The sequence below is a fragment of the Exiguobacterium sp. E4787 genome (assembly GCF_018618375.1).
GTDB classification, from domain to species: Bacteria; Bacillota; Bacilli; order Exiguobacteriales; family Exiguobacteriaceae; genus Exiguobacterium; species Exiguobacterium chiriqhucha.
This window is the reverse complement of record NZ_JACSLY010000004.1, coordinates 96282-109991: the sequence shown is the minus strand read 5'-3', so window position 1 is coordinate 109991 and position 13710 is coordinate 96282. Positions and strand designations below refer to the sequence as shown.

The window sequence follows — 13710 nt, the reverse complement described above, 5'->3', positions numbered from 1 at the left end:
GTAGCGACTCCAGGAGGTTCTTCGACAGAGATTTCAGTCCGGGCTCTCACCTTCCCCGGCTCGCTTTGCTTACGTCTTCTGTGTACTCGTCCTTTCAATGTCGTTCACAATTGAATTGACCCAATTATTATCAATATTCAGACGAATGTCAACCACTTTTTCAAAAAAAATTCTCCCCCGTGTAGCGGACGGGGGAGATTCCCTTGGGCAGGGTTATTTGATCGAGCCGCTCGTAATCCCTTTGATAATATGCTTTTGCATACCGAAGAAAAAGACGAGGAGCGGAACGATCCCAAGGACTAAACCAGCAAGTGCCAAATCCCATTGTTTTGTATATTGTCCGAAGAAATAGAACGTCGCGAGCGGAATCGTCCGCAGCTCGATGTCTCGGAGGACAAGAGAAGGTAAGAGAAAGTCATTCCAAATCCAAAGGCTGTTCAAGATGACGATTGTCACCGTGATCGGTTTGAGGAGCGGGAAGACAATCCGCCAAAACACACCCCACGTCGAACAGCCGTCAATGATGGCCGCTTCTTCAATCTCTTCCGGAATCGACTTCATAAAACCATGATAGAGAAAGACGGAGATGCCTGACCCGAAGCCGAGATACATGACCATCAGTCCCCAATGGCTGTTCAACAGACCGAGGATACTCGACACTTTGACGAGCGGAATCATGATCGACTGGAACGGGATGACCATCGCCGCGACGAACAAGAAGAAGATGACGGTCGAAATCCAATGTTTTGTCCGGACGAGCTTCCAGGCCGCCATCGAGGTGAACAGCACGATAAGAAGGTTCGCCCCGGCCGTGATGAGAAGCGAGTTCAAGAAGACGCGTCCGTAGTTCATCGCCTCCCAGGCTTCTGTATAGTTCGACGCGAGCCAGACGCTCGGCAAGGCAGACGTGTTCGTGTAAATCTCGGCAATTGATTTGAACGAGTTGACGATGACGTAATAGAACGGGACGAGATATAACAGTCCAAGTAGAATCGCCACCAGTTCGACGAGACCGAGACCGGCCGTATATCCACCCGCCCGCAGCGGTTTTTGCGGTAGCAATCGCTGTGGAGATGAATCGACCTTCGCTTCGATGCGTTCAATTTTTTCTGTCGTCATGCCTCCACCTCCCGCTTTTTCGTCAAATAGACTTGAGTGACGGTAATCGCCGCGACGACAAGGAAGAAGATGACCGCTTTCGCCGAGCCGAGCCCGTAATTATTATTCACGAACGATTCTGTATAGATATTCAAGGCGAGCATCTCTGTCGATTTGAACGGCCCACCGTTCGTGAGCGACAAGTTCGTGTCGAACACTTTGAACGACCAGGAGATCGTCAAAAACAGACAGATGGTGATCGACGGCATAATCATCGGTAACGTGATGTGACGCAACATCTTCAATCGATTTGCCCCATCGATTTTGGCCGCTTCCAGCAAATCCGTCGGCACGTTTTGAAGCGCTGCGATGTAGATGACCATGACGTAGCCTCCGCCTTGCCAGATGGCGACGATGACGATGCCCCAAAAGGCTGTCTGGGCGTCACCGAGCCACGGCAGTTCGAACAAACTCCATCCGGTCAGTGCCCCAATTGATTCAAAGCCCTTCACATAGATAAACTGCCAAATGAATCCGAGAATGAGCCCGCCAATCAAGTTTGGCATGAAAAAGACGGTGCGCAGGATATTGCGCGTCTTAATGTTCATCGTCAACAGTAAGGCCAGCAAGAAACCGACGATGTTCGTCAAGATGACGGCCACAAGCGTGTATTTCGTCGTGATCCAGAACGAGGCGCGGAACTGTTCATCCTCGAATAGAATCCGCTGATAGTTGTCCCACCCGACTACGTTTAACTGACCCGTCACACCGTTCCAATCCGTGAAGCTGTAATAAATCCCGTTAACGAACGGTATGAGCACAATCGCCACAAACGCCAGAAAGGCTGGACCGACGAATGCGATAAAACTCGCTGGTTTCTTCCAATTCCGTCTTCGCTTGTGTTGTTTTGGTGTTTCTGTCATGTTCATCGCCTCCACTATCAACTTACCTCCCTCAAGACAAAATGAAAACGGATACATTTGACGGAAAGGGTGGAATATATTGCACTCAATGGGTGAATTATACGAGGCGATGCGTTATGATAAACTCAATGACAACACGAACGAGTCTTCCCGAATGAAGAATTAAACCTTGATTCAAAGTCGATTCACGAATGAAATGAACGAAAATGATTACAATGTTCGAAAGTGGAGGGATTTTATACATGACGACGATTAAACCGTTATCCGACCTAACGATTGCCCAACAAGCCGAGATGTTGCCCGTCAAACAGATAGCAGAAAAACTCGGCTTACAAGAAGATGACCTCGACCTATACGGGAAATATAAAGCTAAGTTATCCTTCGACGTCATCGATCGGATGGCGACTCGCGAAGACGGGAAGCTCATTCTCGTCACGGCAATCAATCCGACTCCAGCCGGTGAAGGAAAGTCGACCGTGACCGTCGGGCTCGGCCAAGCGCTCAACCAACTCGACAAACAAGCGATTGTCTGTTTGCGAGAACCGTCGCTCGGGCCGACAATGGGCTTAAAAGGCGGTGCCGCCGGCGGAGGGTTCAGCCAAGTGTTGCCGATGGAAGACATCAATCTTCACTTTACAGGCGACATGCACGCTATCACCTCGGCCCACAACACGATTAGCGCCATACTCGACAATCATCTCCATCAAGGGAACGACCTTGGCATCGATGTCCGGAAAATCGTCTGGAAACGTGTGCTCGACTTGAATGACCGGGCGCTCCGTCACGTGACGATTGGCCTTGGCGGTAGTGCCCATGGCGTACCTCGTGAAGACGGCTTTGATATTACAGTCGCGTCTGAAATCATGGCCATCCTCTGTCTCGCCGATTCGTTGACTGACCTCGAGGCACGCATCAAGCGAATCGTCGTCGCATACGATCGGGACAATGAGCCGATCACAGCCGAACAAATCGGTGCGGCCGGTGCCGCGACACTGCTATTGAAAGAAGCGTTCAAGCCGAACTTGGTGCAAACACTTGAACAGACACCAGCCCTCGTTCATGGTGGTCCGTTCGCCAATATCGCGCACGGATGCAACTCATTGATTGCGACGAAAACCGCGCTCAAGCTCGGTGAATATGTCGTCACCGAAGCTGGTTTCGGAGCCGATCTTGGGGCCGAAAAATTCTGTCATATCAAATCACGCATCGGAAAATTGAACCCGGACGCCGTCGTTCTCGTGGCGACGGTCCGTGCTTTGAAAATGCACGGTGGTGTCGCCAAGGACCAACTCCACGTCGAGAACGTCGGAGCTGTCGGCAACGGGTTGAAACTTCTCGCCAAACATGTCGAGACGATGGGTAAACTCGGCTTGCCGACCGTCGTCGCCCTCAACCGCTTCAATTCGGATACAGCCGAAGAGTTGGCCGCCGTCCTCGATTGGTGTGAAGCGAACCACATTCGAGTGGCGCTCAGTGAAGTGTGGTCGAACGGTGGACAAGGCGGTCGTGCCCTCGCCGAGGCTGTCATCGATACAATCGAGTCGAACGAGAGTGCGTTCACCCCGCTCTATGCGTTAACCGATTCCATCGAACAGAAAATTTTGACGATCGCCCGTGAAGTGTATGGAGCGGCCGACGTCACCTTTACCGCAACCGCGAAAAAACAGATGGCACAAATCGAAGCGAACGGCTGGCAGCACTTGCCGATTTGTATGGCGAAGACGCCGTTCTCGCTCTCGGATGACCCGACGAAACTCGGATACCAACACGGGTTCACCGTGACGGTGCGAGAGTTGAAACCGTCGGTCGGCGCTGGCTTTCTCGTCGCCTTGACAGGTAACGTCTTGACGATGCCGGGTCTGCCGAAACAACCGGCCGCCTTGAATATGGGGATTGATGAGACAGGGAAAGCGATTGGCTTATTCTAATCAAGACAACGGAGGGATCAGGATGGACGTCACGGAACATACGTATGCGGATGGATACCGGACACAACTATTGCACGTCAAGGCCAGACAACCGATTGGAAATTGTTTCATTTTCCATGGGATGCTTGAACATCATCAACGTTATGTCGAATTCGCTGATTTTTTGTCAGAAATTGGTTTTAATGTGTTTCTGTGCGACCTTCGCGGCGCCGGTTCTTTGGCCCGAACCCAGTCCACTTACGCTCATCTATCTCCACACGAAGGATTTGATCAAATGGTCGACGACGCCATCTCGCTCCTCGATCACTATCAAGATGAATTGCCGACCGTCGTCCTCGGCCATAGTTTCGGCTCGTTGCTCGCGCGTCGACTCGGTCAACAGTTAGGTCATCGCTTGGCGGGTGTCATCGCCGTTTCCCCGCCCCCGCATTCTGGATTGATTGGACGTGCCGGACTGTATGCGATCGATTTGGCCATTCGGTTCAAAGGGAGCACCCATGAATCCCGTTTATTCGAACGCTTGTTGTTCGGACGATATAACTTGAAATTCTTACCCGCCACGACCGAGAGCGATTGGATTTCTAGTGTCCCCGAGGAAGTGATCGCCTATATGAACGACCCGGACTGTGGTGGGATTCCGACGCTCGGATATTTACACGAGGTAGCAAAAGCGTCACTCGATGTGACCTCTGCCGCCCGGATACAAGAACATCCGAAAACACTACCAATTTTGTTCGTCGTAGGTGCCGATGACCCCGTCGTACATGACGGAGAAGGACTCTCCGGAATCGTCCGCAAACATCAGGCCGCCGACATCGAATTGACCGTGCTGTCTTATGATCAGGCTCGCCACGAAGTGCTTCGTGAGCGCCAACGCCAAGACATCTGGACGGACATCGGTGACTGGATGCATCAAACGATACGAATCGCAAAAAGAACCTCCATTTCCTAGGAGGTTCTTTCCTTTTACCAAAATCATACAATAGGATTCTAATTCATTTACCTTTTTTTGTAATTTAGATTCTTCTTTCCAATTTTTAAGTGCGCTATACTTAGACCGCACACTAAAAGAATACTCATATTTTGATACGTATTCACCGAAAGGGGTAACACATTGAAGCCAACGATCACACGATTGAGCACGGCCGTCCTCATCTCTAGCACGGTGTTGAGTACGCTTTCCCCGCTCACTCATATGCAGCAACATACGAAGGAACAGTGAATACATCGATTTTAAATGTTCGTTCCGCCACATCTACCACTTCGGATATTGTCGGGAAATTGACCGAAGGCGAAACCGTTCAAGTGTATACGACGAACGACAACTGGGCTCAAATTGAATTCGAAGGCGAAAAGCGCTACGTATCGTCGACTTATTTGACACTCAAATCGACCATCCCGAAAGGCGCGACCGTCACTTATATCTCTTCACACGGCGCCACCGGTTCATGGATGAAAGTGACGTACGGCAAGTACACCGGTTACGTCGTAGCTCGATACTTTACGCCGTCGGCTCCTGTCGAAACACCGTATTACGCGAACAAGACAGCGGTGCAATACAACTCGACCGGTTCGGGCGCGACGAAACTCGCGACGATTCCGGCTGGTGCCAAAGTGACGCATCTTGCCTCACTCGGCGCGACCGGCTCATGGTTTAAAATCCAATATGGCACAATTGTCGGTTACGCTCCATCCCGTAACTTCTCGACGTCACTATTGACTCCAGATACGTCGACGCCTGAAACGACGACGCCATATTTTTCAATCACAAACGTCGCCATGTATAACAGTTCGGCATCAGGTGCGACGAAAATCGCGACCATCCCGTCAGGTTCCCAAGTCGAACAAATCGCCATGACTGGACTAAGTTCGTCGTGGTTCAAGATTCGATACAATGGCATCACCGGCTATGCCGCTGCCCGTAACTTCTCGAAGACGAAACCGGAAGTCATCGTACGAACGCCTTACTACGCTGCGCGCGATCTCGTCTTGTATAAATCGTCTGCTTCGGGTGCTGATCGTCTCCGGACCATCCGCGCCGGCAGTAAAGTGACACAAGTATCGGAATCTGGACTCGCGAGTTCATGGTTTAAAATCGAGTATGACGGTGTCACCGGCTATGCCGCCGCTCGCAATTTCTCGACGACACCACCTGAAGTGATTGTCATCAAGCCTTATTACGCGATTCGGAACGTGGCGATGTACAGTTCGTCCGCCTCGGGCGCAACGAAAATCGATACGATTCCATTCGGTGCGAAAATCGAACAAATCTCTCAAAGCGGCTTATCGAGCTCATGGTTCAAAGTCCGATATGACGGGAAAACCGGTTATGCCGCTTCACGTCACTTCTCAGTCGAAAAACCGGAGGTGATAGTCGTGACAGATTACTACACGACGCAACGAGTCGTTCTTTACGACAAGTCCGTTTCGCCGAAATCAAAAATTGCCGTCATTCCGACAGGGACAAAAGTACAACAAATCTCGGAAAGCGGATTGACGAGTTCGATGTATAAAATCAAGTACGGCTCGCTCACGGGCTATGCGACCGCCAGTTATTTCGGGGACAAACCGCCAGTGCCAGAAGAACAGCTTGAGGCCGAACGTGAAGTCGAGGTCGTCGTCGCGAACAACGGGACGCTGAACGTGCGCAATAAAGCAGTTGATGGCGCCGTCATCGGAACGCTCGCGAACGGGACGGTCGTCAAAGTGAAGCCGATTGTCGGCAGCGACTGGGGTGTCATCTCGTATCTCGTCAACGGTTCGCTCGTGAAAGGGTACATCTCCCTCCTGTATACGAAACCGTATACACCGCCTGTCGCCGGCAGCAAGGAAATGGTCATCACTGAGACGCCTTACCCATACACGCTCGCATCAATGATCACGACGCAACGCAACGTGTTCGCCCAATCGGACGCTTTCCGGGCTGCGAACGCCTATGTGCCGAAGTCTTTCATCACACGGACTACACCGACCGCCACGACCGGAACGATTAACTCGACAGAACTATTCACGACCGCATTTCAAAATTTGAAGGCGACCGCGTCATCCGCCTCGGCCAACTTGGCCGGGTTGTCGACGAATACGAAACTCGAGTACCTAGGCACAGAAAAAGTCGGCTCGACGACGTGGTTTAAAGTGAAGTCAGGTCTATTGACGGGGTATGTCAACGCTTCCTTCGTCGTTGGAAATGTCAATGTCTTCAAAGACGCCTCGTTGACGGCGCATTCGTTCGGTGTGCTCAACCCGGGCGAAACGGTGACCATCACCGGTGAGCTCGGCCAATATTATACAATCAGCTATTACCGACCGAGCGGATACCATATTCGTGTCTATGACCAAACTTGGCGTCGGGCTACGGATGAAGAAATCACACGTCACGTGTCGCCGTCTTCATTCGCCACGACGTCACGGGAATATTTCCAATTCCTCGACTTGTCGAAGAGTGCCGATTTGACAGCGCCGGTGTTGAATAAGTCGCTCGTCGGCAAAGGGATTTTAGCCGGCCGTGGCCAAGCGTTCATCGATGCGGCCCGCACGCACAAAGTCAATGAGATTTATCTGTTGTCACATGCATTGATCGAGACCGGACACGGTACTTCGGCACTCGCGACCGGAATCCTCGTCTCAAGCGTCGACGGCAAGCCCGTCACACCGAAGACCGTCTACAACATGTACGGCATCGGTGCGATTGATGGGAACGCCAATGCCAAAGGGGCCGAGCACGCCTATAAAGAAGGCTGGTTCACACCGGAAGCCGCCATCATCGGCGGTGCCAAATTTATCAGTGAAAAGTATATTCACAACTCTAATCGCAATCAAAACACTGTCTATAAGATGCGGTTCAATCCGAACAATCCTGGTACGTAACAATACGCCACGGATATCGCTTGGGCGACGAAACAGACCACTAACATTTACAACATGTACCAACAGCTCGAATCCTATACACTTTACTTCGACGTTCCAAAATTCCAGTAAGACACAAAGAGACACGCAGCCGACGATGGCGCGTGTCTCTTGTTATGTCCATTCGATTGAGTCGACGATTGCTTCAATCTCTACTTTTTCATTCGTCACTTCATCGGCGACGTACGTCAAAAATAAAAGTCGTTTCCCGTCTGTAAGTGACCAGACGTCAAGATGCATCCCATCTTCGATTCCGCTCGCATAGGCCGTCGTCATACCACCTGCGTCTGTCGTGACACTCGGTGCGACTTTGACGTCAATCGGGAACTCGCCTAAAAACGTGTTCAACTCTTGGAGAGCCGCGTCGCTCGGCGCTTGTGCTTCCTCGGCTTCATAGATGGACATCTGAAGCGTCCCTTGGGCGTCGGCTTCTACCGAATAAAAGCTGACATGGTCTTCTTCTTCATTGTATTCAAAGTGTTCTGGGTAGGATAGACGGATCCAACCGTCAATCTCGTATTCCTTCATGCTGTTTGCTCCTTCGTCTTCTTAAATGCTAGACCTGTCACCATCTTCGCTTGGAGCGCATATTTGAGGCGCTCGGTCACGTAAAGACGTTGACTGTTTTGGTCTTGGGCAATCATGTGCCCGAATAAGTTCAATCGTACGGTTTGATGTGATAAAAAATAGAGTCGGTCCGGGTCTAACGGTCGATATTCGCCTGAATCTTCGAGATGCTCAATCTCGAAGCGACGCAATACGTTGAGCGCGCAATATTGATCCGTCTTCCCGGTGCTCGTGTGCAACTCGACTCGAACGAGTTGAATATCATATGGGCATAGATTCATAAAGATCGGGCCGATTCGCTCATGGATGAGCAACACACCCATATCCGTCTCAATCAAATCGGGGAGTGCCTGTTTGTCTTGTGAGATGCTCAAGACGACATAAGGACGTTCAGTCGGAGCGAGCAATTCCCCTTTAAAAAAGCGGAATCGTTGGATGCCGGTCAATACACGGGCCCGCCAGGCACTGCCCCGGGCTTCCGCTTCAATCCGATATAGCCTTTCTCGACTCACGACTACTCCCCCTTCAATTGTTTGAGCGATGCGACGAATCGTTCCCACTCTTGGTCGTCACAGACGACCTTACTTTCAATTCCCCATTCTTCCTCGATCTTCAAACGTACTTCGTTCGTTTCGAGATGACGCGTGAGCTGAAGTGCCCCAATTTGAACGGATAGCGGTTCGACGATGAACTCATTCGTCGCCGGGCCGATCCATTTCAATCGTTCCGTTCGAAGAATCACCTGCCAGTCCGACTCGCGATTAATCGAGAATGTCCATTGGCGAAGCTTCGTCTCGTGGTTGAGTTGTTTGGATTGTTTCATCATCCGAAACCCTTCGTTCATCATCTGTAAATAGGATTTACGCTCACTCATGCCCCATTCACTCCTCTCCTCTATTATCTTAGCAAGACGACCTAGCCGCAACAACCAATGTTTTTTCAAAAAAGGGTTTGCAAAGCTAAAATCCTGTGCTATTATATTACCGTAACGTTAAGCGTTTCGCGGGTGTAGTTTAATGGTAAAACCTCAGCCTTCCAAGCTGATGACGAGAGTTCGATTCTCTTCACCCGCTCCATTTTAAAATTTCATATGCGGGTGTAGTTTAATGGTAAAACCTCAGCCTTCCAAGCTGATGACGAGAGTTCGATTCTCTTCACCCGCTCCAATTACCGACATATACGCGAGAATTTGCTCGCACACATAACCGCACGGTGTCCCGTGCAACAAGCAGAACGTCATTCGACGTTCTGCTTGTTTGTTTTTCAGCATAATAGCACCGATTTCAACAACGCTTAAATGACGTTAATTCGGGAAAAGGATGGAAGACAAGAAGGAGGGATTCCTGTGATTCAAGTACGTCTTCAACCGTTCACCGTATACGAGAGTGCTTTGATGCGCACGACTTCGACGTTAATTGAGACGAACGAAAGCTTAATTGTGATTGATCCGACCTGGTTGCCCGAAGAAATCGCCACGATTCGCCGGGACGTCGAATTACGACGCCGCGGGAAAAAGCTGTATGTCATCTATACGCATCAGCACTATGACCATATCATCGGGGCTTACGCGTTCCCCGATGCCACCGTCATCGCGTCTCAAGCGTTCGTCGAGACGGATGCGAGTTCTCAGCTCGATGAGATTCAATCGTTCTACGAACAGTATTACATCGATCGTCCCATCATCAAACCTGCTGTTGATATTATGATTTCGGAAGATGGTACCCTCGCCCTCGGTTCTACGCCCATCACGTTCCTATTGACGCCTGGTCATGAGTCGACCCACATGTCTTTAATCGTCGAGCCGTTACGTCTGCTTGTATGTGGCGATTATGCCTCCAATATCGAGCCCCCGTTCATCGAAGACGATGCCGAGGCGTATTTGACGTCGTTGCAGAAACTTCAAGCTGCCATTTACGAGTATGAGATTCTGTGGCTCATTCCTGGCCACGGCGACTTGTGTGACGACCGTAGCAAAATGATGGAGCGACTGAGCGCCGCCGAAGAATATATCCTCGCCTTGCCAGAAGAACGCGTCTGGTCTCCGCATTGGCCCGAACACGCTTTCTTCCAGCGCGTCCATGAACGTAATCGGAAGCACGTCGAGCAAAAAGCAAAAGATCGCGAGTCGCGGCAACAAGATTATTGACGCAAAAAAATCGCAACGTCTCCCCAAGACGTTGCGATCCCCCCCTATTATGTAGACCTATTTCTTTGTGACGCGTTCTGAACGGACCGTGAACATACGGTCAATCCCATAAATGGTCACGCCGGTGACAGCGAGCAATCCAATCATAGCTGATGAAAACATTGACCATACCCCCATTGTTCACAAATTCGTCATAATCACCCCGTGCCTTCATTATAGAAGAAAACAAATCAAAAAGAAAGCGTTTTCTTCTTACTTTCTTCACAATTTTGTCACGCTTCTGTTTTTACTTTCGCTTGTCTAGCCTTGCGCAAATATGTGTAGGTTTTGTGGAATGTGGGAATACACTCTATAAGAATAAAAGAGACAGAAAGCTGTTCGTTGAGGAGGAAGAGGCATGATCAAGTACGGCACGTTGGTGCGGGTCGAAGGGAAGTATGCCGTGTTACGTTGGAACAACGGCTCGAGCTTTATCCCAAGACGATTCTTGCCATCAGAAGCACGTGTTGGCGATACCATCATTCGAGATAACCACCATTACTATCTCGAAGAAGACATGACACCCAATTTCGATGCGCTGATTAAACAACATTATAAAAAGTAGACAAAGACAGACCGGTTTCTTTCCAGTCTGTCTTTGTCCGTTCATTTCGTTCGGTCATGCAGCCAGTCGAAATCGACCGGTCCGACTTGTTTGGCCGTGATGATGCCGTCTGGCCCAATTAAGTAGGTGGTCGGGAGCGCGACGACACGATACGTCTTCTCCACCGTCCCCGTCTCGTCCAATAGGATTGGGAAACTGACCGGCACTTCCTGTAAAAACGCATCGACGTCTCGTTTACCGAGCCGCTCGTTTTTCGTCGCATTCACCCCGAGCACAGGGATGCCTGTATCTTCGCCGAATTCAATCAACTCTGGCAACTCTTCCCGACACGGTGGACACCACGTCGCCCAAAAGTTCAGGATGACTTGTTGCCCTTCATAGTCGGCGAGGGACACCGACTGCCCTTCCGTCGTCTCGAGCTCGAACTGTGGCGCCCGCTGTCCGACTTCAAGACCGCCGAGCACGCCGTCGTCCGTGGCGACTTCGACCGTCAGCTCACTCGCTTGGCTCGTCTTGTACTCGTCGTAACCTTTATAAGCCAATCCTCCAATGAGGCCGGCCATGATGAGACTGATTGCTAGTTTATGAAATCGCATGATTTACCCCTTGTTCTGTGGACTGTTCACTCCTAAACTTAACTTATCACATCATTCAAAGGAGAGTAACTATCTTGCAACTTCACAATGAGAAAGTTAGCCTCACCCTAAAAGCGCACGGCGCCGAAATGACAAGTTGGAAAGTCGAAGGAACGGAGCTCCTTTGGCAAGGCGACCCGACGTATTGGGGGCGGCAAGCCCCAATCCTATTCCCTTTCGTCGGAAGGATGCTTGACGACCGCTACTTATATGAAGGACTGACATACACGATGAGCCAACACGGATTTGCACGAGACGAACTGTTCGAGGTCGCCGAGGCTTCGGACACACACGTCCGGTTCATTCTTCGTGATTCGATCGAGACCCGTAAACACTATCCGTTCTCATTCGAACTGAACGTCATCTATCGCTTGATCGGCGAAGAGTTGAATGTGACGTACCACGTTTTCAATCGGGATGATGTCGTACTCCCATTCAGCATCGGCGGACATCCGGCCTTCAACATTCCGTTTGCCGGGGGCACGTTCGAAGACTATACGATTGACTTTGGGGAGACACGAACACTCGACCGTCTCTTGCTCGAAGGACCTTACTTGACGGGTGCTTATCAACCGCTTGGGGAACGTCGTTATATCCCGTTGACGCATCATTTGTTCGACCAGGACGCCCTTATCTTTGAACAAATCGAATACGCGGCGCTCCGGCATCAGCCGAGCGGCCGGGCCATCGTCATGGAATCCCCCCAGTTCACCCACTTCGGCATCTGGTCACCCCCACATTCCGACGCCCCGTTCGCCTGTCTCGAGCCGTGGTTCGGACATGCCGACTATAAAGGGCACCGGAAAGACATCCTCCATAAGGAAGACATGCAACTGCTCGAACCAGGCGAGTCGTTCGAAGCGACTTACACCTTGTATATGGAATAAAAAACGTGCTGACCGCTATGGTCAGCACGTTTTGTTAAAAGCGACTGTCTTGCTCCGCCTCATACTCTGAAGGCGGTTTTTTCATGACGATGGCGAGGACGATATAAATCAGAAGACCTGGACCTCCAAATAGGGCGAGAACGACGAAGATGATTCGCATCAATGTCACATCGACACCTAAGTAGTTCCCGAGTCCCGAACAAACACCAGCAATCATTTGATTCGACGGATCTTTATACAGTTTTCGTTCCATCAAGACACCTTCTCCTCCAGTTTTTCGTTAACGCTGTGGTCGACGGAGCGTCGTTCTGCCACCTGTCGCCACTTCTCCACGACTGTCAAAATCGAGTGCTTCATTGATTGGGGTACTGCCGGATTTCACTTCGATCCGACGGCCATACAACCCACGATTATCGAGCGAAGCGGTGATGATCGTCGCGACATCCGTTTCGGAAATGGTCGCACCATCCGCATCACTCAAGTCCTCTGATGCTTCGATTGAACCTTTACCCGGTTCATCGACAATGGTCACTGGGCAAATAATCGTATAGTTCAAACCGCTCTGTTCGATATACTCCTCAGCGGCATTGTTAGCTGACAGAAAGTTGAAGAGTTCTTTCGGTGCAGCGTTCGGTTGATCGGCGCCATAGGCACTGAGTAAGATGACATGACGTACTCGTTCCTTCTTGGCGGCATCGATGGCATTCATCGCAACGTTTCGGTCAAGTAGTTCAATTTCAGCGATCGAACCATCCGCGCCGGCAGTTGCCGCGATAATAACGGCATCTTGTCCGTTTGTCGCCTCATGTACTTTTTTCTCGAGTTCTGTCTCGACATCAACCGTCAATACGCGTGCACTCATTTTCTCGTACTCTGCTTGTAGTTCAGGATAACGAATTAAAGCGGTCACTTGATGGGTTTTCGCCAGGTTTTTCAATACACGTTTCCCGATCTCTCCTGTTGCTCCAATGACTAAAACTTTCATTCAAATTTCCCTCCTCAAAAGAGTAGTTCAT

Annotated in this window: 14 protein-coding genes, 2 tRNA genes and 1 other annotated feature (1 of these 17 cut by a window edge); of the genes, 8 read left to right on the top strand and 8 right to left on the bottom strand. The window is 50.6% G+C overall.

Translation table 11 applies throughout. From position 1 onward, the window contains the following. Positions 1-107: a binding site (T-box leader), on the bottom strand; it reaches 135 nt to the left of the window's first position. Between the two features lie 106 nt (positions 108-213). Both KNP80_RS06595 and KNP80_RS06590 read right to left on the bottom strand, forming a co-directional pair. Continuing rightward, positions 214-1119, bottom strand: coding sequence for a carbohydrate ABC transporter permease (locus KNP80_RS06595; protein WP_251128969.1), 906 nt, complete (start codon positions 1117-1119; stop codon positions 214-216). Continuing rightward, positions 1116-2021, bottom strand: coding sequence for a carbohydrate ABC transporter permease (locus KNP80_RS06590; protein ID WP_251132349.1), 906 nt, complete (start codon positions 2019-2021; stop codon positions 1116-1118). The genes KNP80_RS06595 and KNP80_RS06590 overlap by 4 nt, the downstream gene beginning before the upstream one ends. A gap of 242 nt (positions 2022-2263) precedes the next feature. Between KNP80_RS06590 and KNP80_RS06585 the strand changes: the two genes are divergently transcribed. From KNP80_RS06585 to KNP80_RS15960, 3 genes are all read left to right on the top strand, one after another. Further along, positions 2264-3949 (top strand): formate--tetrahydrofolate ligase, encoded by a 1686-nt coding sequence (locus KNP80_RS06585; protein ID WP_214834309.1) that lies wholly within the window; start codon positions 2264-2266, stop codon positions 3947-3949. A gap of 22 nt (positions 3950-3971) precedes the next feature. Then, entirely contained in the window at positions 3972-4901 is a 930-nt protein-coding gene (locus KNP80_RS06580) for an alpha/beta fold hydrolase (protein WP_082665788.1), read from the top strand. 266 nt (positions 4902-5167) lie between these two features. Next, on the top strand, positions 5168-7816 hold the full coding sequence (locus KNP80_RS15960) for an SH3 domain-containing protein (RefSeq protein WP_286038432.1): 2649 nt from the start codon (positions 5168-5170) through the stop codon (positions 7814-7816). 153 nt (positions 7817-7969) lie between these two features. On the opposite strand, the gene KNP80_RS06565 is transcribed toward KNP80_RS15960, so the two are convergent. The 3 genes from KNP80_RS06565 to KNP80_RS06555 are packed head-to-tail and all read right to left on the bottom strand — an operon-like array spanning position 7970 to position 9296. Continuing rightward, positions 7970-8383 (bottom strand): hypothetical protein, encoded by a 414-nt coding sequence (locus KNP80_RS06565; protein WP_214754023.1) that lies wholly within the window; start codon positions 8381-8383, stop codon positions 7970-7972. Next, the gene (locus KNP80_RS06560; RefSeq protein WP_021067839.1) at positions 8380-8934 is read right to left on the bottom strand and encodes a hypothetical protein; all 555 of its coding nucleotides are present in this window, start codon (positions 8932-8934) and stop codon (positions 8380-8382) included. Before KNP80_RS06560 ends, KNP80_RS06565 begins: the two co-directional genes overlap by 4 nt. 2 nt (positions 8935-8936) lie before the next feature. Beyond that, a complete protein-coding gene (locus KNP80_RS06555; RefSeq protein ID WP_214834306.1) occupies positions 8937-9296 on the bottom strand; it encodes a hypothetical protein in 360 nt (119 codons plus the stop codon). 128 nt (positions 9297-9424) lie between these two features. On the opposite strand from KNP80_RS06555, the gene KNP80_RS06550 reads away from it, so the two are divergent. The 4 genes from KNP80_RS06550 (at position 9425) to KNP80_RS06535 (ending at position 11172) form a co-directional block, all read left to right on the top strand. After that, positions 9425-9498: transfer RNA gene (locus KNP80_RS06550), tRNA-Gly, on the top strand. A gap of 16 nt (positions 9499-9514) precedes the next feature. Further along, positions 9515-9588: transfer RNA gene (locus tag KNP80_RS06545), tRNA-Gly, on the top strand. A gap of 179 nt (positions 9589-9767) precedes the next feature. Continuing rightward, positions 9768-10568 (top strand): MBL fold metallo-hydrolase, encoded by an 801-nt coding sequence (locus tag KNP80_RS06540; protein WP_214834302.1) that lies wholly within the window; start codon positions 9768-9770, stop codon positions 10566-10568. A gap of 397 nt (positions 10569-10965) precedes the next feature. Continuing rightward, positions 10966-11172, top strand: a complete 207-nt coding sequence (locus KNP80_RS06535) for a DUF3006 domain-containing protein (RefSeq protein WP_016508383.1) — start codon at positions 10966-10968, stop codon at positions 11170-11172. Between the two features lie 41 nt (positions 11173-11213). Here the strand turns inward: KNP80_RS06535 and KNP80_RS06530 are convergent, their stop codons facing one another. Continuing rightward, positions 11214-11768: a TlpA disulfide reductase family protein gene (locus KNP80_RS06530; RefSeq protein ID WP_214719843.1), complete on the bottom strand. Its 555-nt coding sequence runs from the start codon at positions 11766-11768 to the stop codon at positions 11214-11216. A 17-nt stretch (positions 11769-11785) separates the two neighbouring features. On the opposite strand from KNP80_RS06530, the gene KNP80_RS06525 reads away from it, so the two are divergent. Further along, positions 11786-12694 carry an aldose 1-epimerase family protein gene (locus KNP80_RS06525; protein ID WP_286038433.1) on the top strand — a complete coding sequence of 303 codons (909 nt, stop codon included), beginning with the start codon at positions 11786-11788 and terminating at the stop codon, positions 12692-12694. Positions 12695-12728: 34 nt separating this feature from the next. Here the strand turns inward: KNP80_RS06525 and KNP80_RS06520 are convergent, their stop codons facing one another. Together KNP80_RS06520 and KNP80_RS06515 are read right to left on the bottom strand one after the other, a co-directional pair. After that, a complete protein-coding gene (locus KNP80_RS06520) occupies positions 12729-12947 on the bottom strand; it encodes a PspC domain-containing protein (protein ID WP_021065279.1) in 219 nt (72 codons plus the stop codon). A gap of 27 nt (positions 12948-12974) precedes the next feature. Beyond that, the gene (locus KNP80_RS06515) at positions 12975-13679 is read right to left on the bottom strand and encodes an SDR family oxidoreductase (RefSeq protein WP_214834298.1); all 705 of its coding nucleotides are present in this window, start codon (positions 13677-13679) and stop codon (positions 12975-12977) included. Between the last annotated feature and the right edge of the window lie 31 nt (positions 13680-13710).